Genomic DNA, 25,596 nt, shown 5'->3' with positions numbered 1-25,596 from the left:
CGGCGCTAGAACACATGGACATACTCGAAATTGACATTGTTGCCGGACGCGGCATTGCGCACCTCCACCGGTAGATAGACGTTGGCGAACAGGATGTTGTTTGCATCAAAGCGCCACACGCCACCCGGCCCTGCATAGAACGCGCGTTGACGGCTGTCCGGCACGCGCTGGTCGTTGGTGCGGTTGTCGCGGAACTGGGTCAGGTAATACGCATTGATGCCCAGCCGCAGCTTCGATGCCACTTCCCAGGAGGTGGCGAAATTGATCCATCCCGCATCGCCGGCCTGACCATTGCGGAAGTCGAAGCCTGGCGGCAAGTTCGGACGGCGCTCGCTGCGAAAGTTATAGATGTAGTTGATGCGTGCGCTAAGTTCCCAATTGGGCGTGGGCAGTACCGTGAATGCGTAGCTTGGAATGAGCGACCAGTAACCGGAGCTCTGATTGAGATCGCGATTGCCGTCGTACTTGCCAATCGGTGCCACGGCGTCGAATTCGAACCGCTGCGAGAACACCGCTCGCCCGTTGCGTATCAAAGGTGGCATTTGCAGATACGGCCCGAACGTCACATCACCCACGCCGGCGCCATTGTCACGCAGCGTGGCAATGCTGTTGCGGCCGAAGGAGGCATCCAGATTGACCAGCGGCACCAGCGCAGTGATGCCGAGCGCGCCGCCGAATACGTGATAGGGCGTGACGTAAGCGAACTGGGTCAGCAACACGGTGGAATCGATCCGCGGGTTGTCGAACACCGGGATATCGTTGCCACGTGCGTCCTTGATGGCATCCAGCGCGTTGTGCCGCAGATAGGTGACCACCGCCAAGCCGGGCGTGGTGCTGGTAAAGCCATCCAGGAAACTGGTGCCCCCGGTATTGATGCCATTGGTCAGCGCCGCGCTCTGTGGCGCACTTTGCGCAGGCGCCGCACCCGCTGCCAGGCATGCCGCCAGGCCGAGCAACGCGCGCAGCCGCCAGCCTGCTGCCACACCCGCACCACGCATCACCGATGATCGAATCACTGCAGATATCTCCAGCGTTGGGAAGCAACAGCGGTGCGTGCCACATCAGCGACGTCAGGCAAGCGCGTGCCCCGCGCGACGCACAGCACGTGCAGTGGAAACGTTCGTTGGGAATGGCTGCCGGGCGGCAGGCCGCCGACGGAGGCGGGTTACGGCGTGTCCAGACGGTCCAGACGGTCCAGGGCGCGCAACAACGGTGCTTCGCTGGAACCGAGCACGGCACTGAGCTGCTGTTCCATGCGCAGCACTTCGGCCTCGGCGGCGGCCAGGAGCGCGGCACCGGCCGCGGTCAGCGAAAGGTGCTGCATGCGCCGGTCCTGCCGCCCACGCACCTGCCGCAGCAGGCGACGCTTGACCAGCCTGGCCACCACGATCGCCAGATTCGGCGGCGACACGTGCAGCACATCGCCGATCTGGCGCTGGTTGATGCCGGGGTTGCCATCCACCAGCATCAGCAGCGAGAAGTCGACCGGCTTGAGGTCGAAGGCGGCCACGCACTCCTGGAACATCCGCCGCACCATCAACTCGGTGCGGGTGATGCGATACCCCAGCAACCGCAGCAGCCGCGCCTGATCCACCGAGGTGACGGCGTCGGGCAAGGGTGCAGCAAGAGCGGTGACGGGCATGGCGGTTCTCGCGACGGGGGCAGCGGGCGGACCGGTACGCGCAATGCGCCGCATCCGCAACGCCGATCCACGGCGTGCACCGCATTGTAGACGCCACCGGGCCTGCCGATGTGGACAGGCAGGCCGCGGGTGCACGCGCCGCGGGTGCGTCAGCCCCGACGCCCTGCCACGCACGCAGCCTGCAGCGGCGGGCCGGCGCTGCGGCTGACGGGGGGCGACGGTGATCCGGGCAAGGCTGAGACATGGTTCCGGCCGGCAAGTGATTGCGTTCCGGAATAGTTATTGATCATAACTACATTGCCAAGCTGCAGCGCAGCATGGTCGCGTTCGCTAGCGGGGTGGCGCTTCTGTGCAAGGAGTGTCGCGGTGATCGGCGCGCATGACGCACCGCGCGCATTGCCGCGGCGGCTGCCGATTCAACGCCTGTATAGCCCGTCTAGGGCAGCCAGAGCTTTTCCAGATCGCGGAAGCCCCATTCGGCAGGGCTTTCCATCTGCGCAATGCGGTCATGGCAGTCCGGACGCGACAGGTCGATGTCCTGCACCAACACGTGGCTGCGCAACTTGGCCGAATAGAACACGCGCACCTTGGGCTTGAGCAGCGCATCGGGCGTCTGTTCGATCACCACCGCAAGTTTTTGCGACTCCAGCCGCACCAGCGAGCCGACCGGATATATCCCCAGCCGGCGCACGAAAGCCTGGAACACCACCGGGTCGAAATGGCCCTTCCAGGACGCCATTTGCTTGAGCGATTCGGCCGGATCCCAACCGCGTTTGTAAGGGCGGTCCGAGCTGATGGCGTCGTAGACATCGCAGACCGCACCCATGCGCGACATCAACGAAATATTCTCGCCCACCAATTGATTCGGATAGCCGCTGCCATCCATCTTTTCGTGGTGATGCAGCGCGATTTCCAGCACCACCGCGTTCTGCACGCCGCCGGCCACCAGCAGCCGATGGCCATCCAGCGGATGCTGGCGCATGATCTCCATTTCGTCGTTGGTGAGCCGGCCGGGTTTGTTGAGAATTTCCAACGGTGTCACCGCCTTGCCCATGTCGTGCAGCAGGCCGCCCATTGCCGCTTCCACCACCTGCGATTCGGGCAGGCCGAGCTGGCGCGCCAACCCGCTCATCAGCCCGGCCACGGCCATCGAATGCAGATAGGTGTAGTCGTCGGCGGTCTTGAGCCGCGCCACGCTGATCAAGGCCTGCGGATGCCGCAGCACCGAGTCGTTGATGGCTTCCACCAGCGGCATGGCCGCTTCTGTGTCGACGGTGCGCCCCAGCCGCACATCGCGGAACATCGCCTCGACCATGTCGCGGCCGTCTTCGAAGATGCGGCGTGCGCGTACCACCTCCGCTTCGATGCCGACCTGGGCGGTCACGCTGTTGGTGCGCACGCTACGCGGCGCGGCGGCAGGCTCCGGCGGTTCGGGCGCAGCAGGTGCCGGGCTCGGCGGCGCGGCTGGTTCGGCGGACACGCCAGGGGGCGTGGGCGCCTCCACATCCAGCCCGCGCGCGGTATCGATCACCAACTGCTCGATGCGGCTGTCATGGATCTTCTCCACATCGTCGGAATCGACCAGAAACGACGTCTTCCAGAACGGATGGTGCACCCACGCGCCCAGCAGCTTGTAGACGTACATGCCGGGGCGGAGTTGATCTGAGTCGATGGTTCTGAGCATGCCGGCGCTGGTCTGCACAATGTCCAGGAAAAGTTCGCCACGACTTGGCGGTCTGCGGTGTTATCGGCACATGGCACGATTTCTTTGGCCCGCGGCCGGGTCGGGGAACGGCCCGGATGTGATGCCGGACGCGGCTGTAGGCGGGCCGCTCAGCGGTTGGGCAACCGCATCGCCAGCACGGCGAGGATGGCAAACAGCAACGGCACGCTGCAGGCCAGATACAACATGGCCGGTGACCATCCGGCGTCCAGCAACACCCCGGCGCAGAACGGCGACAAGATCGCACCCAAGCGCCCCACCCCGATCGCCCAGCCCAGCGCAGTCGAGCGCACCGCAGCGTTGAAGACGATCGGAACAATGGCGTACATGCCGCCCACCGCAGCGAACATCGCTGCCCCGGTAAGCAAGGCGACGGCGAACGCCCAGCTCAACTGCGTACTGCACAGGCCGGAGGCCAGCATCGCCAGGCCCATCAGCAACAGGGACCCGATCGTCAGGCGCGCCAGCCGCACGCACGATGCCAACCCGCTGAACAGCAAGCCGCCGCCGATGCCACCAAGATTCAACAGCACCCCGCCCGTGACGCCGTCCGTGGCCGACGCGCCGGCGGTCACCAGCAGCTTCGGCGTCCAGCTGATCACGAAGTAGAACGCAAACATCAGCGAGAAAAAGCCAAGCGCGATCAGCAGCGTGTGCCGCCGCATGGCAGCGTCAAACAGGGCCCGATAGCCTTGTGCCTGCGTGGCAGATTGCGGCGGCAGCGGCGGCAATGCGTCGTGCGGCGGCATTCCCATCCGCGCCAGCACGGCGTTGAAGCGCGCGACGGCATCGGGTGGCCGGCGCATGATCAGGAACTCCAGCGACTCGGGCAGGAATGCAAGCACCAACGGCACGCACAGCAACGATGCCACCGCCCCGAGCACGAACACCGCGGGCCACGACCACTGCTGCATCAACAGTTCGGCAATCATGCCACCCAGCGTGGCACCGACCGGGTAGCCGGTCACCTGCAGCACGATGGCAGTGTTGCGCCAACGGGGGCTGGAAAACTCCCCTGCCGTGACCGCAACGCAGGCCAACATACCGCCGATACCCAGACCGGTCAGCAGCCGTAGCGCCCCGAGCTGCCATGCAGTGCTGGCCACTGCCGAAATGCCCATGCCGACGGTCAGGATGGCCAGACATGCCAGCGTCAGCGCGCGACGGCCGATGCGGTCGGCCAGCGGCGCCAACCCCAATGCGCCAAGCGCCATGCCGATGAGGCCCGCGCTGAACAGCATGCCCAGCAGCTTGCCCGACAGCTGCCAGTCTGCCGACACGTGCGGTGCGGTGAACGCCATCGCCATCACGTCGAAGCCGTCGAGCATCGTCAGCAACACGCACACCGCCACGGCCCTCCACTGAAACGGCGTCATGCGCTCCAGCACGAAATGCCCAAACGATGCAGTGTGCTGAGGCATTGGCATGTCCTGTGGTGAGCGAGGGTTGAGGTGAAGGCACTGCAGTGGCCGTTGAACGGCGCAGTGTGCGAGACCGGCTACACCGCGGTGCAGCGATGCGTGCAATCGCCGATGCGCAGTGGCTTGCGACCGCCTGCACACGCTAGCCCATTGCGCTGCCGGTTCAAGGCCGATGACCGCAACGCTGTGCGCTTATCGGAAATGCGCCAACACACTTGGCCAGCGCTGCGATGTCTCCGGATGCACCGCGTCACGTGCTGCCCGCGGCTTTGGAATCTCTGGCGACGCGACACACTCCATTGCACGTCGGCCCACCCGGCCACCTCTGCCAGCCACCTCGCACACATTGCATCCGTGCGTTGGTGACTGCAGCCCGGTGCGCTGCCGCAGCGGCAACCGCAGCGCAGGTATCATCCGCAGCGTGTCCGCAGTGGGCGGCACGCTGACCTGACGGAGATGCCGTGACCCCGATTCGCTCCTTTTTGCACCACACCCCGCAACTGGGCGCCCGCGTTTACGTGGATCCTGCCTGCACCATCATCGGCGAGGTGAGCCTGGGCGATGACGTCTCGGTCTGGCCGGGCACCGTGATTCGCGGCGACGTCAATCATGTGCAGATCGGCGCGCGCACCAACGTGCAGGACGGCACCATCATCCACGTCAGTCACCACAGCCCGTTCAACAAGGCCGGCTACCCCACCGTGATCGGCGAGGACGTCACCGTCGGCCACGGCACCATCCTGCATGCCTGCACCATCGAAGACCTGTGCCTGATCGGCATGGGCGCCTGCGTGCTGGATGGCGCAACGGTCAAACGGTATGGCTTTGTGGGTGCCGGCGCAGTGGTGGGCCCGGGCAAGGTGGTGGGCGAAGCCGAGTTGTGGCTGGGCAATCCTGCACGCCTGGCGCGCACGCTCAGCGACAAGGAAATCGAAAGCCTGCATTACTCCGCGCAACATTACGTGCGGCTCAAGGATCAGTACCTGGGCGCCTCACCCGCCGGCTGAGCCGCAGCACCGGCGCACCTGTCTGGCGCGGGCGCGACGGTACCAGGTGCGCGCGGCTACGGCTGCGTGGCGTGCTCCAGTGCCGTCAACATCGCCAGCGCCTGGGCGCGCGATTCACCGCACATGTCCTGGGACGGGCGCAGGCTGGTGCAGACCGCCGGCCGCGTCGGCAGGCCGAACAGGCGGCAGCGGCCCTGCCCGTCCAGTTGCACGCACGGCACCCCCGCCGGCTTGCCGTGCGGCATGCCGGGAATCGCCGAACTGATGGATGGGGCGATACAGCAGGCCGCGCAGCCAGCGCGGCAGGGGATGTCCATGTGCATGCCGCAGTGTAAACCGCCGCCACCTCCCCGTAGCGGCGGCGATGCCCGCTAGCGGGGCGGAACGTAGCTGGACAGGCGCACGTCGAAAAACGCCTGCACGGCCGCCAGATTGGCCTTGGCCTGGATGTCCGCACCCACGTCGCGGCTCATGCCAAGCACGTCGTCGTCCGGCCACCCGGGGCCGAAGCACCACTGCGTGCTGGGAATGTTGTAGGCCTGCAAGTGCGCCAGCATGCGCGTGGTGGCGATCTCCGCGCTGCGATTGCCGGCCGGATAGCCGTGCTCGCCCAGATAACCGCGCTTGCCGGCCTGCTGCAGCGCTTCGATGAACGGGCTGACCATGTCGATGCCGGTATCCGGCTTGATCACCTCGTTGCGTCCACCGGGCCCGATCCAGTTACCGCCCCCGCTGCCATTGCTGTCGAGATAGTTGTGCGCCTCGTACACGATGCAATCGTATGGGTCCGGGATGTCGAACAGGCCCATCGAATCGTCCTGCCAGCGCCGGGCGCTGGCATAGCCGTTGCCACACACGAACACGAAATGGTTTCGATCGCGGTCGATGATGGCCTTGGAGCAGGCGGTGGCGGTCTTCTGCCAATGTGCGGCCATCGACAGCACGCTGCCATCGGCGTTGCGCTCGGCGCCCTGGTACGGCTCGTTCATGACGCCCCAGCCGAACACCGCCGGGTGCTGCTTGAACCGGTTGACGAGACGCGCCCACAGATCCGGCAAGCCGGCGTCGTTGTAGAGCGTACACCCCGGCGTGCCGATCACCCGGTATTCGTAGAGCTTGAGCAGTTGGTCGCGACTGTCCAGATAGCCCACGTAATTGAAGTTGCGCAGCGGGTAGGTGTCGGCCCACAACCCGGCCGCCGCCAGGTCGCCGACACGGTTGCCACGCGCATCGACCACTGCACCGCTGGCATCGCGCCGATAACCGCTCTTGGCCGCCACCCGCTGCGGCAGCCGCATGTAATCGTGCAACTCCACGATGGCGCGCTTGCCGCGCGCAGCGATGTTGTCCAGCGCGTCCTGCACCTGCCTGCAGTAGCTCTCGTTCAACGGCGCGCCCTGTCCACGCGTGAAGCGCGCGGCAGTGGTCGGCAGACGGAAGAGCGGGCAGCTCCCCGCCGCGGCCACATGCTGGGCAGTGATGGCGCGGTAATGCGTGCCGATCTCGGCGTTCTCCACATAGCTATTGGAGGCCAGACCGGACAGGTTGAGGCCAGCGAACGGCAGGCTGGCGCTTTGCGCGGCCGCATGGCCTACCCAGCCGGTGGTGGCCACGACCGCAGCGCCGGCCGCGCCTTGCAGCACGCGACGGCGGCTGATGCCGCCGGCGACCGGTGGCGTGGTGGAGTGAGATGATGCCGCTGGTACGCGGCGTGGAGAGGGATGGTCGGACATCGGGGCGCCTCCTGCGGTGCCGTTGGAAAGATCCTCGCCGGCGCAGCTCCCCTCGGCCGCAGCGGTCCGGTTCGATGGTGGCCGCGCCCCAGCGCCCGGATCTGCGCGCCGGTTCGCACTCCTGCCACTGCATGCCCGGACGCATACGTTTACATCGCATTACATGACAGGCAAAGGCGCCGCGCACGTGCGGTACTGCACGGCATGCCGGCAGCGCCCGCCGCTGCACTGCAGGTGCACGCCGGCGTGCGTGCTACCGTGCGGACCCTGCGCGTGCGGTGACGGTTGCAGCAGCAACAGTCACGACGCGCTCTAATTGCCAGCCACCGCTCGCCAATCAGCCGTCGAATTCGCCATGCCCGAGTACCGCTCCAAGACCTCCACCCACGGCCGCAACATGGCCGGCGCCCGCGCCCTGTGGCGTGCCACCGGCATGCGCGATGGCGACTTCCACAAGCCCATCATCGCTATCGCCAACTCGTTCACGCAGTTCGTGCCCGGGCATGTGCATCTGAAGGATCTTGGTCAGCTGGTCGCGCGCGAGATCGAACGCGTCGGCGGCGTGGCCAAGGAGTTCGACACCATCGCTGTGGATGACGGCATCGCGATGGGCCACGACGGCATGCTGTATTCGTTGCCAAGCCGCGAGATCATCGCTGATTCGGTTGAATACATGGTCAATGCGCATTGCGCCGACGCGCTGGTGTGCATTTCCAATTGCGACAAGATCACCCCGGGCATGTTGATGGCCGCGCTGCGGCTAAACATCCCCACCGTGTTCGTTTCCGGCGGCCCGATGGAAGCCGGCAAGACCAAGCTGGCCGAGCACAAGCTCGACCTGATCGACGCGATGGTGATCGCCGCCGACGACAGCGCCTCCGACGAAAAGGTGGCAGAGTTCGAGCGCAGCGCCTGCCCCACCTGCGGCTCGTGCTCGGGCATGTTCACCGCCAACTCGATGAACTGCCTGACCGAAGCGCTGGGCCTGTCGCTGCCCGGCAACGGCACGGTTGTGGCCACGCACGCCGACCGCGAACAACTGTTCCTGCGCGCCGGACGCGTGGCGGTGGAACTGTGTCACCGCTGGTACGGCGGCGAAGATCCCACTGCCCTGCCGCGCGGCATCGCTACCTTCGAAGCCTTCGAAAATGCGATGACGCTGGATATCGCCATGGGTGGCTCGACCAACACCATCCTGCATCTGCTCGCTGCCGCACAAGAGGGCGAGGTTGCATTCGGCATGCACGATATCGACCGCCTGTCCAAGCGCGTGCCGCAGCTGTGCAAGGTCGCGCCGAATACGCCCAAGTACCACATCGAAGACGTGCATCGCGCCGGCGGCATCATGGCCATTCTCGGCGAGCTGGCACGTGGTGGCCTGCTGCATACCAACGCCGCCACCGTGCACGCACGCACGCTGGCCGAGGCCATCGCGCAATGGGATGTCACCCAGACCGACGATGAAACAGTACACACGTTCTACAAAGCCGGCCCGGCCGGCATTCCCACGCAGATCGCCTTCAGCCAGGCCACGCGCTGGGACAGCCTGGATACCGACCGCAGCGAGGGCTGCATCCGCGATGTCGCACACGCGTTCTCGCAGGAAGGCGGCCTGGCCGTGCTGTACGGCAATATCGCCCGCGACGGCTGCGTGGTGAAAACTGCAGGCGTGGACGAATCCATCCACGTATTCGAAGGCACGGCCCGCGTGTTCGAGAGCCAGGATGCGGCAGTCAAGGGCATCCTTGCCGATGAGGTGATCGCAGGCGATGTGGTGGTCATCCGCTACGAAGGCCCCAAGGGCGGCCCCGGCATGCAGGAAATGCTCTACCCCACCAGCTATCTCAAATCCAAGGGCCTGGGCAAACAATGCGCCCTGCTCACCGACGGCCGCTTCTCCGGCGGCACCTCGGGGTTATCGATCGGCCACGCATCGCCGGAAGCCGCCGCAGGCGGCGCGATCGGCCTGGTGCGCGAGGGCGACAGGATCCTGATCGACATTCCCAAGCGCTCGATCAATCTGCTGATCTCGGACGAGGAACTCGCCCTTCGTCGTGCCGAGCAAGATGCCAAGGGCTGGAAGCCGGTGGAAGTGCGCCCGCGCAAGGTCACTACTGCATTGAAGGCGTACGCGTTGCTGGCGACCAGTGCGGACAAGGGTGCGGTGCGGGACAAGGCGTTGTTGGACGGCTAGGGACAGCGAGCGCGGCGTGGCGAGCTGGCTTCGGATGGCCAGCGCGGTGCAACGCATTCGGTGGATTTTCCTTGTCCGTAACAAGGTTGTTGGGCACCAGTCCCTAGGGCAGAGCGCTGCAGAGGTCCATCGCCTTGCTGGGATTACAATCCTTGAGCTGGAAGAGTTCGTACAGGATGCGCAGCACCTTCTAAAGGGCACGCAATCGTTCGACAACTTGGTCAACGACCTCCGCGATAACAATTCATTCAAGCCGAACCCGCTTCGTGGATTGGCTTAACTCGGGCGTTAGTCCGCAAGGGAGATCGCGTGGAAGGCCCAACCAACAAGCTTCTCATCGTCGGCGGCGCACTGAGTGGCGTTGCAGCACTGGCACATCTTGCATGCTTGGTAGTGGGCGAACCACTCTTCCGCCTCTTGGGCGCCGGAGAGCAGATGGCGCAACGTCACGCTGAAGGCAGCTGGTACCCGACAGTGGTCACACTAGCAATCGCCACCATCTTGGCCATCTGGGGTGCATACGCACTCTCGGCTGCAGGTGTATTCCGGCCGTTTCCGCTACGTCGAACAGTCCTTACTGCGGTCACAGGTATTTACATCGTTCGCGGTGTGGCGTTTGTCCCGGTCATGGCCTACTTCCCTGGCAACAGCCTCACGTTCTGGGTCGTGAGCTCGGCGACCCGTCTCGCCATTGGTCTGGTGCACCTTGTGGGGCTTCGCCAGTCGTGGGGAAGACTGCGTCGGCTTCCGGCCTAACAATTCATTCGAGTCGAAACCGCTGCGCGGTTCGACTTAACTCAGGCGTCAGGCGGCATAGCAACTCGGCGATTACAGCTGCGGAAGGGATGGCGGCAGAACTACAAGGCGCATCCTTAGAAGAGAGGAGGACTTTTGTTCGGGTATGCGAACAGGAGGCGGTCGCCATCAAATCAGCATCACGCGACCAGCGCGTCGCGCATTTCGTTGCAGGACTTCCTTACAGCATAGGCATGATAGATGATGAGGCCTAACAATTCATTCAAGCTCAATCCGCTTCGCGGCTCGGGTTAAGTCAGGTATTAAGTGCCATGGACAATCTCTGGGGTCGTGTAGAAAAAACCTGCTGGTCGTCCGTTCCCCACATGGCTCGCCGCCCCGCAACCGAGGCCGATGTGATAGAGGGTAGCGCCGTGTTCTACATCCCTGGCGGGTCCGAGCCCGTGGACTTCACGCTTCCGTGCTGCGCTCTCCAGCGCCTTGAGTCTGGTGAGTCCGAGCCCGTCGTCGTAGTCCAAGCTGAGCACGGCCCCTCCGGTGTCATCCTTGGCGTCAGGCCGCTGTGTGGCGGCAATGGCATTTGCATGCTCTCGGAGGTTGAATTGCTTCCGGACGGCTTTCCGTTGCAGGATGGCACATAACAATTCATTCAAGTCGAACCCGCTTCGCGGATCGGCTTAATTCAGGCGTTAGGCCTCGGGGGAAAGTTCAATGCTCACCTACGCAGACGGATCACCAATTCAAGTAGGAGACTCGGTGCTGCTGGAACATGGCCAGACTCCTGGCACCGTTGAGCTTGTCATTCTGACGGCAGCCGAGATGGAGACCATCGGCACTGAAGAACCTAGCGTTGTGCTTTTGTCACCCCCATTTGGCCGCGTCTACCTACCAAAATGGTTCCTGCAGCGAGAGCCTTTGCAATATATTTCTCACCGGCCGTCAGCCTAACAATTCATTCCCGCCGAAGTTGTTTCGCAACTCGACTTGATTCCAGCGTTAGGCCGCTATGTTACCTCTATTCGCTGCCGAGATTCATCTGCTAGCGACAGACGTCGGCGGACGTACTGGCCACCTGATACACGGCGAGTGGCGCACAGTCCTTGGCATCAACAACGAGCATTGGTCGGCTCGCCTGCTCTTCTCGGGCAATCCTTTGCCTGGAGAGACTTTCCCGGCTACGGTACAACTGCTCATGCCAGAGGCTGTTCGATACTTCCCGGTCGGTACCGAGTTCACGGTCTGGGAGGGTGATACAAAAGCTACTGGCCGCGTGCTGTCAGGCGCGGCCTAACAATCCATTCAAGCCGAAACCGCTTAGTGGGTCTGCTTAATTTGGGCGTTAGCCACGTGAGACCTACTCTTTTCTTGTTTCTGGTTTCGGCTCCTCTTGGCGGATGCCAAGTCCAAGATGTCAGCACATCCTACGGCGCAGTCAATCCTAAGACCGCAATCCCATCGCCTCCTCAAGACTTTGGCGACATCAGCCACTTCAATGCCTGCAAGGCGCAGCCCCGTCGCGTCTTGAACGAGCAAGAGCAGTGTGAGATTCGGCTGCTCTTCAAGAATTGCACTAAAGCGGCGGATTGTTTGGTCACCTGCACTATGAGCCCGGACGGCTTTAGGGTTGGAGGTGGCTGTTACCACATCTGCTTTAGTCCTATGACGCAACTAGAGTGGCCGGAGCGCCCAGAGATCGATGTCGGTGAATGTGAAAAAAAACTGATGCCGCCACTAAGTGGCTAATAATTCTTCCAAGCCGACGCCGCTTCGCGGCACGGCTCAATTCGGGCGTTAGGCGGTAGTGCTGTACTTGCGGCTTGACTTCTGCCTTCTGCAACAGCTCTTGTGCTTCAGCGGTCGGCTCCGTTGCTTGACTCTCTCGTCCCTTGCGTCGGATCGCTCGCCGCTTCGTCGTGCGTCTTCATTGCTCCGCTACGCTCATGCCTCCGGTGCCGGTCACATCCAGCGACTAGCATCTCGGGCGAGCCCGAAGCCGCAGTCTGTGGCATGCTCGGTGCGCGGCAGCAGGGCTGGGTATCACGGTCCTTGCTGCACCACCTCCTGGCACCACCGTCTAACTATTCATTCAAGCCGACGCTGCTTCGCGGCGCGGTTTGATTCAGGGGTTAGCCAACACGAAACATCCTCGGGATATGCAGATGAAAACGTCCGATTCACTCGTAAGGATTCTTGCACCTGCCAGTAAAGTCTGGAAGGCGTTGACCGTGCCTGAGCTAGTCAAGCAATGGCAGTACGGCTCTGATCTGCTGACCACGTGGGAAGTGGGCACTCCTATCATTTTTCGAAACGAGTGGAACGGGCAAGTGTTTGAACAGAAAGGCACGGTTCTTGAGTTCTTGCCGGAGTCGCGCCTCAAGTACTCACTCTTCTTCCCGCGTCCCGATCTGCAAGACATTCCAGAGCACTATTTCTTCATGACCTATGAGCTGACCGAAAGTGAGGGAAGCAGCTCTTTGCTTGTGCGTCAGGAAGACCCTCGCCCTTCCCCGCCAAATAAGTCGTCAGGCGAAGATGCTGGGCCTGACGTATTTTCGTACTTGAAAGAACTTGTCGAAAGCAAAATGCCTTGATGGTAGTTTTTCCTAAAAATTCATCAAGGCCGATGTTGTTTCGCCGACGTCCCCCCAATTTTGAGTAGCACCTCAGTTTGGAGTCCAATTCCCTACCCCAAGGAGATTGGACGTGAAGAAGCGTTTTTCCGAAGAACAGATCATCGGCTTCCTGCGCGAAGCCGAAGCGGGCATAGCGATCAAGGACTTATGCCGGCGGCATGGCTTCAGTGAGGCCTCGTACTATCTGTGGCGCAGCAAATTCGGCGGCATGAGCGTGCCCGACGCCAAGCGGCTCAAGGACCTTGAGGCCGAGAACGCGCGGCTAAAGAAGTTGCTGGCCGAGCAGTTGTTCGAGAACGACCTGATCAAGGATGCGTTGCGAAAAAAGTGGTGAGCGCACTGGCGCGTCGCATGCTGGTGCGCGAGTGGATCGGGCGTGGTGCCAGCGAGCGTCGTGCGTTGGCAGTGATCGGCATGAGCGCCAGTGCGCTGCGATATTGCCCGCGCGAAGATCGCAACGTCGAACTGCGCGAACGCATCTGTGCGTTGGCGCATCGCCATCGCCGTTATGGTGTGGGGATGATCTATCTCAAATTACGACAGGAAGGACGCATCGTGAACTACAAGCGTGTGGAGCGGTTGTACCGCGAGCAGCAGCTGCAGGTCCGGCGCCGCAAGCGCAAAAAGGTGCTGATAGGAGAGCGTCAGCCGCTGCTGCGGCCATCGCAGGCCAATCAGGTGTGGTCGATGGATTTCGTGTTCGACCGCAGCGCCGAAGGCCGAGTGATCAAGTGTCTGGTGATCGTGGAAGATGCAACCCACGAAGCGATCGCCATCGAGGTGGAGCGCGCAATCTCGGGCCATGGCGTGACACGCATGCTGGATCGGCTGGCGCACAGTCGCGGCTTGCCACAGGTGATCCGCACAGATAACGGCAAGGAGTTTTGCGGCAAAGCGATGGTGGCCTGGGCACATGCGCGTGGCGTGCAGTTACGGCTGATCCAGCCTGGCAAGCCAAACCAGAACGCCTACGTCGAATCGTTCAATGGCCGGCTGCGCGACGAATGCCTCAACGAGCACTGGTTCCCAACCCTGCTGCATGCGCGTACCGAGATCGAACGCTGGCGACGCGAATACAACGAGGAGCGACCCAAGAAGGCCATTGGCGGCATGACGCCATCTGCGTATGCCCAACAGCTGGCCAACACCGATATCATCAACCCCGGACTCTAAACCCGGCCGCTACTCAGGGCGGGGGGACGTCGTCGCAACCTTGATTAACTGAGGCGTTAGGTGATGAGCAGATGCAAATGCATCAAAGACTCTTTAGGAGAACTATCAACTTTTTGCACCGCCCCCATGCCGCTCCGTTTCGACCGATGGCCGTACTGGTCGCTTAGAGATCTATTGCGGCTCGACACCGACTGGACTCTTGAGGCTCTTGATGAGTTCGATAACTCCACCGTCTGTGATGACCTATTCGCAACGGACCAGATCGCACGCGACGAGGCGTTGCGCACCATTCGGGATGAGGGCATTGACTCCCTCATAGGTCCACCCAGCGGTATGCATGAAAGGGTAGGCCGCCTAATGGCTCATTCATGCCGATGCCGCGTCGTGGCGCGGCCTAACTCAGGTACTGGATCCCGCAATGCCAATCTCTGAGTTCGACCTAGTTCGCGTTATCGCAAACATCCCCGACGCTCGGATAGACCATGACTTCAGCCAAAGATCTCTCCAGATCGGTGACCTTGGAGCGGTCGTTCTGATGCATGCAGCTAAGCCAGGCGGTGAGGCCGCTTTCGCCGTCGAGTGTGTCGGCTCGGAGGGCCACACCATCTGGCTAGCGGATATATTTACGTCAGAGTTAGAGCAGGCTCCAGCTACTTTGGCTGGCGTCTAGAAATTCATTCAACCCAAGTCCGCATCGCGCGCGGCTTAATTCAAGCGTTAGGCGCTTCATGAGTCATACGGCAGCTTGGGATTATCTCCACGACGGCTCCCTGGATCGAGCCGAGGGAACTGTGCCTGGCGATCTGGCTCTCTCCATCTCAATCCCTTACCTGCGCAGGGCTTCCAGCCTGAGGGCGATGGGTTCGTGCTTCTGCTGAGAGGCTGCACACTGTTTCAGCTCGAAGATCACCATGGCACGGTGCTTGCAGATCAACGCGAAATCGCTGAGCGCTCACCTGAGCTGCTCTCGATCGTGAGTGAGGCACCTCTGACCATATACACAACGCTAGGCACGCTCACACTTGCCTATCGGGCACTGGAGCTCGCGCTCGACACCGGCCAGCCACTGGCAACTGCGTCCCTCGATCAGGCAAGCTCCAGTTATTGGCAGGCGTGGTCCGAACGGCACGGCGGAAGTGCCTAACACTTCGTACAAGCCGGCGTTGCCCCCAATGTGGCTCAACTCAGGGTTAGTTTCATGGCAAAATTCTGCAGCGAGTGTGGCTCGGAGCTGAGAGAGATTGGCGACTTTCGCCCTCACTGGTTCAGCGTGTACGAATGCAAGAGCGGTGCGCCTCTACACGACTTCATCCAGATCGCAGACTCAAAGCATGTCTTTCCTCTGCTTCAGCTCAGCCTCGGAGGCAAGGAGCGGCTTGTCGGTGCAGAACAATCACTGGTAACGCTGGCCGCCTCACGAATCCAGACGATCGATCACAAGACCGTGTCCATTGTTCAGTTCGAGCATACGCTCTTGGGCTGCTACAAGAAGCCCAGTCCCCTCGGCGCAGCGCTGTAGACCCTAACCATGCGCCCATGCAAACTGCATGGAGTAAGCTGCCCTCTCGGCCAACACCCAGACCGCGCAGCCCGCTTAGCTTAGGCGTAGGTCATCCGGCATGAGCCAACCGTCAGCCACGATCAAAGAAAAAGTCCTGCACGGGATGGTCGCAGCCATCGCCAACAATGATTGGCAGGCCACATACGATCTCTTTTGCCTTGCTCAAATCATTCCGGATCAGGAGCAGAGGGCTGAGCTTTTCAACAGGCTGTTGGTGATGCCCGGCCATGAGCTCCATCAAGAGATCACGCGGGAAATCCAGTTGCTTCGTCGCCCATCCAGCGTTACGTACATTCGACAGGTACTTGCGAACGGGTTTCAGATGTTTGAGTACACGTGTTCTGAGCCAGACGTGATCGCGAAATGGTTTAGCCATGCGCTCGCTGATATCGATACACCCGAGTCCATTGCGGTCATTGAAGAGTTTGCGAAATGCAGTGACCCGGAAATCGCGGAAGAAATGACCTACCGCTTGAGGCGCATCAATGCCTGAAACCTACGCCAAGGTGTCCTCGAACGTTCGCCGGCAGAGGGATCCACGGTGTATTTAGACAGAAAGCAGCGAGGCGTGGTCCTCGGTATGGCATCTGGCCTTTTTGCTTCTCTACTCGTTGTATTCCTGCTATCACGAGCGTTCTTGCGCTGGGACACACCAGAGCGGGCAGTTATCAGCTTGCTGTTGCCGGCCACGGGGATGTTTGTCGCTATCGCACGCATGGCCAAACATCGCTTCGTTACGCCTGCAGACATTGACGGCAGCGCGATGAGTGATGGCACCATTCGTGCTAAAACGTTGCAATCTTTGCTTCAAAATACGACAGAGCAGCTAGCGTTTGCGCTGCCGGTCTACGTCGCCGCCCTCATGAACCCGCACCGCGGCATCCAAGCCGCAGTTCCGGCATGCGCTTGTGCGTTCTTGCTTGGAAGGCTGACGTTTTTTGCGACCTACAGTGGCGGTGCTGGCGCCAGAGCGCTGGGGTTCGCGCTGACCTTCTATCCCACTGTGCTCCTGCTCATCTGGCAACTCGTGCTGCTTGCAGTTAGTGTTGCCGTCTAACAATTCATTGAGGCATTGGGCCGCATGCAGACGTTTCTAGAACCTGTCGGCTCCGAGGTCCAATGGCATGAAGGCGCAGACGTTACCGAGATCATCAGCACCAGCTCTGGCCTGCGCATTGTTGTGGCGGCGCCGGCGGGAGTCGACCGCCACCTTGAGATCCACTTTCCTTTCGTTCGGGCATTCCAGGCGATGGACGAAGGGGACATGCTTGAGTACTGGGAAAGCCCGCTCACTACAGGCCACGTCCTCTACAAGGTCATTTCCGGCGGCTGGCGGGATCGCACCGCAGGTCACTTCCTGCACGTCACCGCATCGTTAGACTCGATGCAGGAGTGGCTCATAGTCTCCGAGTGCCTCTGTGTGTCTGTGCTCTCAGCGTATGTGCCGCATCTGCGCGAGTTCGGCGATGCGTCGTAACCATTCATTCAAGCCGAACCCGCTTTGCGGCTCGGCGTACCTCAAGCGTCAGGCCGTATGACCAGCTGCCCCATTTGCTCACTTCAACTGCAAGAGATTGATGTGGCCCCGTGCTTCGACTGCGGGCATGTGCCTGGCGAGCTAGACGAGTGCATTCGCGGAGAGCACGAGTACCACGCCTTTGAAATTTGGGGCCAAGAGATTGTCCTCTGCGACTTCTGTGATGCAGATTTTGGATCGTACTTTCCGGATTACTGGGGCCTGCCGGAGCGGCCACTGCCAGATTACCCGCTGCATCTTGTTCGCAAGGTTGAGAGCCCCGGCATCGGACGGGACCTATACTGCGCCAACTGCAATCACCGCCTGGAGTTTCTACTGTTCCGGTCGCGTGTGGCGGCGCAGAATGCGGCCTAACAACTCTTTCAAGCCAAGTCCGTCTCGCGGGCAGGCGGCAGCGTAATTCAAGCGCTGGCGCTCTTCAGGAATCGGTGCATGGATAAGTCACAAGCAGACGCAATCGCGCAGGCCATACTTCAGCCGGATCTGGAAGCACGAGAAAAGATTCGTCGCAGGCGTGCCGCGAAAGATCGGGCCGTGGCGGGCCGTCGGATGGTTGGCTGGTTCTCGCTTTCCGGCTTCGTCATCGGTGCCGGTGTGGCACACCTTACTGGCTATCGCTTCACCGATGGCATCATTTGGGGTGGCATCGCTGGCGGCGGGGTTGGCTGGGCTGCACTGACGCTGTGTCGTCGCCGGTTGGCGCCCTGACACTTCATTCCATCCGACAGCACTTCACAGCGCGGACTGACTCACGCATCAGACCGCACATGAGAGAGATGCGAGCAGGGACACCACGAGTGCCTTCTGCAGTCACGGCCGACAGCCCAGCCGATGCGCACGCGGGAGCGCCGCTGCACCACCTCAGCGCATTGGCTTGAATCGCGGTGACGCAGCACTGCGCCTATGCCATCGCTTCGTCGGGATCCAACGCCACTGCCGCCTGCTGCGCGCGATCGAATCGCTCGCGCGCGGCGCGGATGCTGCCGTGGTTTTCGCCCGCCCACGTGAGCAGTTGCGAGACCGGGCCGAGGAGTGAAATTCCCAGCTTGGAGAGCGCGTATTCCACGCTCGGCGGCTTGGTGGCGTAGACCTTGCGGGTGATCATGCCGTTGCGCTCAAGATTGCGCAGCGTCTGGGTCAGCATGCGCTTGGAGATGTCCGGCACGGCGCGCTGGATGGCACTGAAGCGGGATGGGCCGGGGATCAGCGTCAGCAGGATCAGCAGGGTCCACTTGTCGCCGATCTGGTCGAGTACATCGCGCACCGGGCACTTGGTGGCGTCGAAGGGTCCTTCCAGGGACGGCGGCAGCGGGAACAGGGCAATCGCATTCACGTGGGGTATCTCACGGTAACCAGGGGGAGCGAAACTGCCTCCTTGCGGAGGCCGGGGCGGGGCTGACACTATGCGGGCGACCAATGAGGTCTAGATAGTAGACCAAATCTCTTATGCAAACCTAACGGAGCCCGTCATGACATCTACATCCCCCCTGATTCTTGTCACCGGCGCCAGCGGGCAGTTGGGTGCGCTGGTTGTCCAAGCGCTGCTTGGCCATCTGCCTGCCAACCGCATCGTAGCAACGGCGAGGGATACCGCGTCACTTGCCGAGTTCGCAAAACGCGACATCGCGGTACGTCAGGCCGACTATGCGAACCCGCAAAGCCTGGACACCGCCTTCGCCGGCGTGGGCCGCGTGTTGCTGGTCTCGTCCAATGCGGTCGGCCAGCGCGTGCCGCAACACCGCAACGTGATCGAGGCTGCAAAGCGCGCCGGGGTGGAGCTGCTGGCGTATACGAGCATCCTGCATGCCGATACCAGCACGCTGTCGCTGGCCGCCGAGCATGTGGCCACCGAGGCGCTGCTGCGCGAGAGCGGCGTGCCGCACGCGTTGTTGCGCAATGGCTGGTACACCGAGAACTACACCGGCTCGATCGCCGCAGAAGTCGCCCACGGCGCGGTGATCGGCAGTGCGGGCGACGGCAAAATCAGCGCCGCCACGCGCGCCGACTATGCTGCGGCGGCGGCTGCAGTACTGGCTTCGGACGCCCCACAGGCCGGCCAGGTGTACGAACTGGCAGGCGATGCCGCTTTCACGATGGCCGAGTACGCCGCCGAGGTGGCGCAGCAGTCGGGCAAGCCGGTGGCCTATCACGACCTGCCGGAAGCCGATTACGCGGCAGCGCTGGTGCAGATCGGCCTACCGGCCGGCTTTGCGCAGGTGCTGGCGCAGTGCTCGGCCGCCTCGCGCGACGGCGCCCTGTTCGATGAGAGCCAGACGCTGGGCCGGTTGATCGGCCGCCCCACCACGCCGTTGCGCGACACGGTGGCGGCGGCACTCGCGGCGCGCTGAGTCACGGCGCGACCACTGCGCTGCCCAGCGTTCGGCACGCAGTGGTTCGCGCAGCGTTGAGCAAGTGCGACGTGGCCCCTTGGAACCCGGCGAACTTCGTGGCGCTTCACCGCATGCAACCAGCGGCGGTGGCTGGCTGGTCGGCGTGGCTGCGTGTGTCGGGATGATCTCCAGTGCGTTGGACCAGTGGCACTGGTTCAGGCGATCGGGTGTGGCGCTGCTCTGAACGGCCGATCAGCCGCCGTGCGCGTCTCGGTTGGTCAACGCGTGGCGCGGTGAGCGCGCCGATGCGGCACTGGGTTGCTGCCAGCGCTGGAGACCTGCACGGCCTGGCGCTGCGCGACATAGTCCCCCGCGCAGCAGACGGCCGCGTGACCGGGCCGATGTCGCCGCCGGTGACACGTGCCTGCCGATACCCAGTGGTGGCGCAGACGCTGTCCACGCTGGCGAGTCCAGCAGAGCACGCCGCGCAGCCATCGGCGATGGGCCACGTCGAAAGCTTGGACGGCCCGTGCGCAATCTCCGCCATGCCCACGACCACACCTTCCGAATCCAGTTCTGTCGATCGTCTGCACACCATCGTGCGCAGCTGGGCCCGCCTCACGTTGGTCGCATAACTGCCATCGCCCCGACACGACCGTGACACAAGGGCCACGGCAGCGAGGTCCGCCAGTGTCACCAAACTGACATCAAATCTAAATATAACTGCTGCCATTGCCGCTACGTCAGGACGACCGGCGCCTGGCAGGCGCTTCCACGCCGTGCAGCCGCCTTCTTGGCAGCACCGGATCGACGCAGCCGCCGACCCGTTTCCCTTGCACGAGCCGGACCAATGAAAAAACGCAATTTCGCCACTGTTCTGTGCGCCCTCAGCGCGACCGCCAGCGGCAGCACGCTGGCCGCCGAGCTGGAGCTGTACGTCGACCGCAAGACCAAGCAGATCTTCGCCGAGCCGGCGCCAGGGCGCGACAAGCTGGGCACCTTCGTGCAGGTGGACGAAAACGGCAAGCTGCCGGCGTCGGCGATGCCGGCAACGCCTGCGCAACCGCTCCCGCCCGCGCCGGGCGCCGCCACGCCCGCCGACACTGCCGTTGCCCAGGCCGCGCCTGCGCCGGCGCCCGCTGCAACGCCAGCGCCGGCCAAGTCCGGCGACGCCGGCAAAAAGTGGTACGACAAACTCAGCCTGCGCGGCTACACCCAGATCCGCTACAACCAGGGCATCGGCGGCGATGCGCAGGACCTGCGCGCGCCGGGCGACCGCTTTATCGGCAACGACCAGAGCCTGGGCATCCGCCGCGCGCGCCTGGTGCTGAGCGGCGATCTCAACGAGCACGTGTCGCTGTATTTCCAGCCGGATTTCGCCAGCACGCCCACCGGCTCCACCACCTCCAACTTTGCGCAGCTGCGCGATGCCTACGCCGATATCTTCTTCGACAAGAAGCGCGAATATCGCGTGCGTGTGGGTCAGTCGAAAATGCCGTACGGCTGGGAAAATCTGCAGTCCAGCCAGAACCGGCTCTCGCTGGATCGCGCCGATGCACTCAACTCCGGCCTGCGCGACGAACGCGATATCGGTGCGGTGTTCTATTACAGCCCCACCGTGGCCAAGGGCCGCTTCCAGGACCTGGTCAAGTCGGGGTTGAAGGGGTCCGGCGATTACGGCGTGATCGGTGCCGGTGTGTACAACGGCCAGGGCGCCAACCGCGCCGAGCGCAACGACAGCATGCACGCGGTGGTGCACGCCACCTACCCGTTCAAGTTCGCCAACGGCCAGTACCTGGAAGTGGGCGCCGACGCCTACGCCGGCCGCTTCGTGCCGACTTCGGCGGCAGTGAATATCGGCGGCCGCAGCTTTACCCCGGCCATCACCGAGCCCAATGGCTATACCGACCAGCGCGTGGCCGCGCACATCATCTACTACCCGCAGCCGTTCGGACTGCAGGCGGAGTGGACGGTGGGCCGTGGCCCGGAACTGGATGTGGCCCAACGCCGCATCCGCACCCGCTCGTTGAGCGGCGGCTACGTGCAGGCCATGTTCAAGCACGACTTCAACTACGGCACCTTGCTGCCCTACCTGAAATGGCAGACCTACCGCGGCGGCTCCAAGTTCGACACCAATGCCCCGCGCATGCGTCTGGACGAAGTGGAAGCCGGTGTCGAATGGCAGCCGATGGATGCGCTGGAACTGGTGTTCGCCTATTCGAAGATGAAGCGCACCGACGTCAGCACCGCGCCGTATCCGGTGGTGGAAGGCGATTTGCTGCGCCTGCAGTTGCAGGTCAATTACTGAGCAAGGTCGGCAGCGCCGGTCATGGCCGGCGCATTCGTGTGCGGCTGCGCACGTTCGCGCCGGGATCTTCATGCACGCAGGTGCCTGCGCGATGCTGCCAGCCCCGCGCGTGGTGACGCGCTCACTGGAACGCAGATGCACATCAAGGCCACGGTGGAGCGACTTCCCGGCGGGATGATGCTGGTCCCCCTGTTGCTTGGGGCGGTTTGCCACACGCTCTGGCCGCAGGCCGGCAGCACCTTGGGATCTTTCAGCAACGGGCTGATCAGCGGCACCGTTCCGATCCTGGCGGTGTGGTTCTTCTGCATGGGGGCAACCATCCAGCTGCGCGCCTCCGGACGGGTGCTGCGCCGTTCGGGCAGCTTGGTGCTGACCAAGATCGCCGTGGCCTGGCTGGTGGCAGTCCTGTGCGCACCGCTGCTTCCCATCGGCGGCGTGCCGAACGGGCCGCTGGCCGGGATGTCGGTCCTGGCGCTGGTGGCTGCGATGGACATGACCAACGGCGGGCTGTACGCCGCGTTGATGCAGCAATACGGCAGCAGCGAAGACGCAGGGGCGGTGGTGCTGATGTCGCTGGAATCGGGCCCGCTGATCTCCATGCTGATCCTGGGTGCCAGCGGCCTGGCCAGCTTCGACCCACTGCTGTTCGTCGGTGCGGTGCTGCCGCTGTTGCTGGGCTTTGCGCTCGGCAACCTCGATGCGCAATTGCGGCAGTTCTTCGCGCAGGCGACCACGACGCTGGTGCCCTTCTTCGGCTTCGCGCTCGGCAACACGCTGGATCTGTCCACCATCGCCCACACCGGCGCAAGCGGGGTGCTGCTGGGCGTGGCAGTCATCGTGATCACCGGGCTACCCCTGCTGCTGGCCGACCGCTGGATCGGCGGCGGCAACGGCACGGCCGGGGTGGCGGCCTCCAGCACCGCCGGTGCCGCCGTGGCCACTCCGGCGCTGATCGCCGGCATGGCACCGCAGTTCGCACCCGCCGCGCCGGCCGCGACGGCGCTGGTGGCCAGCGCGGTCATCGTCACCTCGTTGCTGGTGCCGTTGCTGACGGCCTTGTATGCACGCCGTGGGGTTGCACGCAGCGGCTGAGAGCCGGGCGGGTGTCATGCGGCCTGCGATGGGATGCGTGGGCCATGCGCGTTGCGCCATGCATGGCGCCGGCGCGATCAGGCGCCGGCGACGCCCGTGCGCAGCCGCTGGCGATGATATGGACGATGTCCACGAATCGGCATCTGCCGCGTTTGCGCGCACCCCGGGCCCGCCCGACGGCACGGGGCACACTGCTGTGGCAATGGGACTAGGAGCGGCTAATAAAACTTAGCGAGTGGCCGTGAGGTGGGCGCGGACGGCGTGCTCAGAACCGCAATGTACAAGCGGTACATGAGAATTCCGAGCACCGGCCGCGCCCGCCTGACGGCTGCGTAGGAGTGTTGTTAGTTGCCCTAAGCCGACAGCTCGTCACGCACGATCTGCGCGCCTGCACTGAGCGCACCGAGCTTGCCGCGCGCCACGTGCCGGGCGAGCGGCGCCATGCCGCAGTTGGTGGAGGGATAGAGCTTGTCGGCATCGACGAAGCGCAGCGCCTTTCGCAGCGTCTCGGCCACTTCCTGCGGTGTTTCGATGGTGGTGCTTGCCACGTCGATGGCACCGACCATCACCTTCTTGCCGCGAACGAGTTCGATCAGATCGATCGGCACGTGCGAGTTGTGACATTCCAGCGAAATGATGTCGAGCGAGGATGTTTGCAGCTTGGGAAACGACTCTTCGTACTGGCGCCACTCCGAGCCCAGCGTCTGCTTCCAGTCGGTATTGGCCTTGATCCCGTAGCCATAGCAGATGTGGACGGCGGTCTCGCACTTCAGCCCTTCCACCGCGCGCTCCAGGGTGGCAACGCCCCAGTCGTTGACCTCGTCGAAGAAGACATTGAAGGCCGGTTCGTCGAACTGGATGATGTCCACGCCGGCCGCTTCGAGTTCCCTGGCTTCCTGATTGAGGATCTTGGCAAACTCCCACGCCAGTTTTTCGCGGCTTTTGTAGTGCGCATCGAAGAGGGTGTCGATCATCGTCATCGGGCCGGGCAGCGCCCACTTGATCGGCTGGCGGGTCTGCTGGCGCAGGAACCTGGCGTCGTCCACGAACACCGACTTTGGGCGGCTGACCGCGCCGACGACGGTCGGCACGCTGGCGTCGTAGCGGTCGCGAATCCTGACCGTCTGCCGCTTTTCGAAATCGACACCGCTGAGATGTTCGATAAACGTGGTGACAAAATGCTGACGGGTCTGTTCGCCGTCGCTAACGATATCGATGCCGGCGTGCTGCTGTTCCTGCAGCGACAAACGCAGCGCGTCCTGCTTGCCTTCGATCAGTTCGGCGTCCTGCAATTTCCAGGGCGACCAGAGCGTTTCGGGCTGGGCAAGCCAGGACGGCTTGGGCAGGCTACCGGCGGTTGAGGTGGGAAGCAGCTTTGTCATGATGAGTAATGGGATGGGTTCTGGTTGATTAGGAAGCGTGGCTGGAGGCCCACTGCGCAAGAAGGTTGCCGTAGGGCCGGATGAAGTGCTCTTCGGTGAACTTTCCCTGCGTCACGGCGAGCTGGCTGCGCTCTTGGCGGTCGTAGACGATCTGGGTGGACGAATAGTCCTGATGCTTCAGGCTGGGCCGATAGGTCGGCCCTGCTGCAGCGTTGGCGTTGTAGATCTCTGGCCGGTAGATCTTCTGGAATGTCTCCATCGTGGCGATGGTGCCGATCAGCTCCAGGTTGGTGTAGTCGCCGAGCAGGTCGCCGAAGAAGTAGAACGCCAAGGGCGCAACGCTGTTGGGCGGCATGAAATAGCGCACCTGCAGGCCCATCTTTTCGAAATACTGGTCGGTCAACGAAAACGCGTCCTGGCGGTATTCGATGCCCAGGATGGGGTGCCGGTTTCCGGTGCGGTGATAGGTTCTGCTGGTGGAGACGCTGATGCAGATGACCGGCGGCTTCCGGAAGTGCGCGCAGTACGCGGGCGAATGCACGAAGTGCTTGAACAGCTTGCCGTGCAGCTCGCCAAAATCGTCCGGGACGTTGAAGCCGGACGCATCCTGGTTGTGCGCGGGCAGCAGCACGCTGAAATCGTAGTCGCGCACGTAGGAGGAGAAATTATTGCCGGCAATGCCGTCGATACGCGCGCCGGTGTGGCGATCGACGATGGTGGGCTTCAATATCTCGATCAACGGAAACGCATCGTCCAGCGCGCGTTCGCCGATGTGCATTTCGACGGAGATGATGTCCAGCTCCACCGCGTAACGGTCGCGGTCGGGGTTATCCCAGTGCGCCAGCTCGTTGCAGCGGTTGTCGATCATCGCCAGCGTGTTACGCAGGTTTTCCTGACGTCGCTGACCCCTGGCCAGGTTGGCGAAATTGGTCGTGTTGCGCGTCGTGGCCGAGGGACGGTAGTCCTCATCGAAGCGCAGGCTCTTGATGGTGAAATTCAATGCGTGAGTCATTGCGAACCGATGCCTTGTTTCTAAGATGGGAACGCGCGCATGCGCTGCGTAACGGGTCATGCCGGCGGCATGCAGGCCGGGAAGTGGATCAG

22 protein-coding genes, 1 other RNA gene and 2 pseudogenes are annotated in these 25,596 nt (G+C 62.9%); 15 read left to right on the top strand and 10 right to left on the bottom strand.

Annotated elements, in window-relative coordinates; translation table 11 throughout:
- Positions 1-5: 5 nt before the first annotated feature.
- The 4 genes from ACCQ07_RS01765 to ACCQ07_RS01750 form a co-directional block, all read right to left on the bottom strand.
- A complete protein-coding gene (locus ACCQ07_RS01765; RefSeq protein ID WP_218559961.1) occupies positions 6-998 on the bottom strand; it encodes a SphA family protein in 993 nt (330 codons plus the stop codon).
- Between the two features lie 167 nt (positions 999-1,165).
- Positions 1,166-1,696 (bottom strand): MarR family winged helix-turn-helix transcriptional regulator, encoded by a 531-nt coding sequence (locus ACCQ07_RS01760; RefSeq protein ID WP_011346056.1) that lies wholly within the window; start codon positions 1,694-1,696, stop codon positions 1,166-1,168.
- Between the two features lie 382 nt (positions 1,697-2,078).
- Positions 2,079-3,326 (bottom strand): cyclic di-GMP phosphodiesterase, encoded by a 1,248-nt coding sequence (locus tag ACCQ07_RS01755; protein WP_008577977.1) that lies wholly within the window; start codon positions 3,324-3,326, stop codon positions 2,079-2,081.
- Positions 3,327-3,475: 149 nt separating this feature from the next.
- Positions 3,476-4,786, bottom strand: a complete 1,311-nt coding sequence (locus ACCQ07_RS01750) for an MFS transporter (protein ID WP_372363723.1) — start codon at positions 4,784-4,786, stop codon at positions 3,476-3,478.
- 240 nt (positions 4,787-5,026) lie between these two features.
- Here ACCQ07_RS01750 and ACCQ07_RS01745 point away from each other — a divergent pair.
- Both ACCQ07_RS01745 and ACCQ07_RS01740 read left to right on the top strand, forming a co-directional pair.
- A pseudogene (locus ACCQ07_RS01745) lies at positions 5,027-5,251 on the top strand (hypothetical protein).
- The gene (locus tag ACCQ07_RS01740) at positions 5,248-5,793 is read left to right on the top strand and encodes a gamma carbonic anhydrase family protein (protein WP_008577979.1); all 546 of its coding nucleotides are present in this window, start codon (positions 5,248-5,250) and stop codon (positions 5,791-5,793) included. Before ACCQ07_RS01745 ends, ACCQ07_RS01740 begins: the two are co-directional and overlap by 4 nt.
- Positions 5,794-5,849: 56 nt before the next feature.
- Here ACCQ07_RS01740 and ACCQ07_RS01735 read toward each other — a convergent pair whose 3' ends face one another.
- Both ACCQ07_RS01735 and ACCQ07_RS01730 read right to left on the bottom strand, forming a co-directional pair.
- Entirely contained in the window at positions 5,850-6,038 is a 189-nt protein-coding gene (locus ACCQ07_RS01735) for a hypothetical protein (protein ID WP_029818374.1), read from the bottom strand.
- Between the two features lie 126 nt (positions 6,039-6,164).
- Positions 6,165-7,526: a glycoside hydrolase family 5 protein gene (locus ACCQ07_RS01730; RefSeq protein ID WP_071118802.1), complete on the bottom strand. Its 1,362-nt coding sequence runs from the start codon at positions 7,524-7,526 to the stop codon at positions 6,165-6,167.
- 355 nt (positions 7,527-7,881) lie between these two features.
- On the opposite strand from ACCQ07_RS01730, the gene ilvD reads away from it, so the two are divergent.
- The 10 genes and pseudogenes from ilvD to ACCQ07_RS01680 all read left to right on the top strand — a co-directional run bounded on the left by ilvD (position 7,882) and on the right by ACCQ07_RS01680 (position 18,088).
- Positions 7,882-9,720 carry a dihydroxy-acid dehydratase gene (gene ilvD / locus ACCQ07_RS01725; protein WP_372363722.1) on the top strand — a complete coding sequence of 613 codons (1,839 nt, stop codon included), beginning with the start codon at positions 7,882-7,884 and terminating at the stop codon, positions 9,718-9,720.
- Positions 9,721-9,784: 64 nt separating this feature from the next.
- Positions 9,785-10,000, top strand: a pseudogene (locus ACCQ07_RS01720) (hypothetical protein); the annotation flags it as partial.
- A gap of 29 nt (positions 10,001-10,029) precedes the next feature.
- The gene (locus tag ACCQ07_RS01715; RefSeq protein ID WP_081711024.1) at positions 10,030-10,476 is read left to right on the top strand and encodes a hypothetical protein; all 447 of its coding nucleotides are present in this window, start codon (positions 10,030-10,032) and stop codon (positions 10,474-10,476) included.
- Between the two features lie 2,159 nt (positions 10,477-12,635).
- Complete coding sequence (locus ACCQ07_RS01710) at positions 12,636-13,067, top strand: SRPBCC family protein (RefSeq protein WP_071118805.1); 432 nt, start codon at positions 12,636-12,638, stop codon at positions 13,065-13,067.
- A gap of 112 nt (positions 13,068-13,179) precedes the next feature.
- Positions 13,180-14,282 (top strand): IS3 family transposase gene (locus tag ACCQ07_RS01705; RefSeq protein WP_143030861.1). Its coding sequence is split into 2 segments (ribosomal slippage): positions 13,180-13,438 and positions 13,438-14,282, totalling 1,104 coding nucleotides; the frame shifts between segments, so codons are not numbered across the junction.
- Between the two features lie 1,174 nt (positions 14,283-15,456).
- A complete protein-coding gene (locus tag ACCQ07_RS01700) occupies positions 15,457-15,801 on the top strand; it encodes a hypothetical protein (protein WP_071118797.1) in 345 nt (114 codons plus the stop codon).
- A gap of 100 nt (positions 15,802-15,901) precedes the next feature.
- Positions 15,902-16,336: a hypothetical protein gene (locus ACCQ07_RS01695; protein ID WP_372164999.1), complete on the top strand. Its 435-nt coding sequence runs from the start codon at positions 15,902-15,904 to the stop codon at positions 16,334-16,336.
- A 201-nt stretch (positions 16,337-16,537) separates the two neighbouring features.
- Positions 16,538-16,900 (top strand): MAPEG family protein, encoded by a 363-nt coding sequence (locus ACCQ07_RS01690; protein ID WP_029818363.1) that lies wholly within the window; start codon positions 16,538-16,540, stop codon positions 16,898-16,900.
- A gap of 24 nt (positions 16,901-16,924) precedes the next feature.
- Positions 16,925-17,320 (top strand): hypothetical protein, encoded by a 396-nt coding sequence (locus ACCQ07_RS01685; RefSeq protein ID WP_029818361.1) that lies wholly within the window; start codon positions 16,925-16,927, stop codon positions 17,318-17,320.
- A 492-nt stretch (positions 17,321-17,812) separates the two neighbouring features.
- Positions 17,813-18,088 carry a hypothetical protein gene (locus ACCQ07_RS01680; protein ID WP_057681352.1) on the top strand — a complete coding sequence of 92 codons (276 nt, stop codon included), beginning with the start codon at positions 17,813-17,815 and terminating at the stop codon, positions 18,086-18,088.
- A 193-nt stretch (positions 18,089-18,281) separates the two neighbouring features.
- Here the strand turns inward: ACCQ07_RS01680 and ACCQ07_RS01675 are convergent, their stop codons facing one another.
- Entirely contained in the window at positions 18,282-18,713 is a 432-nt protein-coding gene (locus ACCQ07_RS01675; protein ID WP_008576183.1) for a winged helix-turn-helix transcriptional regulator, read from the bottom strand.
- Between the two features lie 136 nt (positions 18,714-18,849).
- Here ACCQ07_RS01675 and ACCQ07_RS01670 point away from each other — a divergent pair, with 136 nt between their 5' ends.
- The 3 genes from ACCQ07_RS01670 to kdgT all read left to right on the top strand — a co-directional run bounded on the left by ACCQ07_RS01670 (position 18,850) and on the right by kdgT (position 23,110).
- Positions 18,850-19,728, top strand: coding sequence for an SDR family oxidoreductase (locus tag ACCQ07_RS01670; RefSeq protein WP_372164995.1), 879 nt, complete (start codon positions 18,850-18,852; stop codon positions 19,726-19,728).
- Between the two features lie 832 nt (positions 19,729-20,560).
- The gene (locus tag ACCQ07_RS01665) at positions 20,561-22,018 is read left to right on the top strand and encodes an OprO/OprP family phosphate-selective porin (protein ID WP_014089087.1); all 1,458 of its coding nucleotides are present in this window, start codon (positions 20,561-20,563) and stop codon (positions 22,016-22,018) included.
- A gap of 135 nt (positions 22,019-22,153) precedes the next feature.
- Positions 22,154-23,110 (top strand): 2-keto-3-deoxygluconate transporter, encoded by a 957-nt coding sequence (gene kdgT / locus ACCQ07_RS01660; RefSeq protein WP_039417721.1) that lies wholly within the window; start codon positions 22,154-22,156, stop codon positions 23,108-23,110.
- Between the two features lie 216 nt (positions 23,111-23,326).
- Here kdgT and ACCQ07_RS01655 read toward each other — a convergent pair.
- The 3 genes from ACCQ07_RS01655 to ACCQ07_RS01645 all read right to left on the bottom strand — a co-directional run bounded on the left by ACCQ07_RS01655 (position 23,327) and on the right by ACCQ07_RS01645 (position 25,504).
- A non-coding RNA gene (locus ACCQ07_RS01655) (sX9 sRNA) lies at positions 23,327-23,403 on the bottom strand.
- Positions 23,404-23,463: 60 nt separating this feature from the next.
- Complete coding sequence (locus tag ACCQ07_RS01650; RefSeq protein ID WP_031420763.1) at positions 23,464-24,492, bottom strand: methionine synthase; 1,029 nt, start codon at positions 24,490-24,492, stop codon at positions 23,464-23,466.
- A 28-nt stretch (positions 24,493-24,520) separates the two neighbouring features.
- Positions 24,521-25,504 carry a DUF1852 domain-containing protein gene (locus ACCQ07_RS01645; RefSeq protein ID WP_008574901.1) on the bottom strand — a complete coding sequence of 328 codons (984 nt, stop codon included), beginning with the start codon at positions 25,502-25,504 and terminating at the stop codon, positions 24,521-24,523.
- Positions 25,505-25,596 lie beyond the last annotated feature (92 nt).

This window comes from Xanthomonas sp. NCPPB 3583 (assembly GCF_041475715.2).
Lineage (GTDB): Bacteria > Pseudomonadota > Gammaproteobacteria > Xanthomonadales > Xanthomonadaceae > Xanthomonas > Xanthomonas euvesicatoria.
The sequence above is the reverse complement of the archived record's forward strand: the minus strand, read 5'-3'. Positions and strand labels throughout refer to the sequence as shown.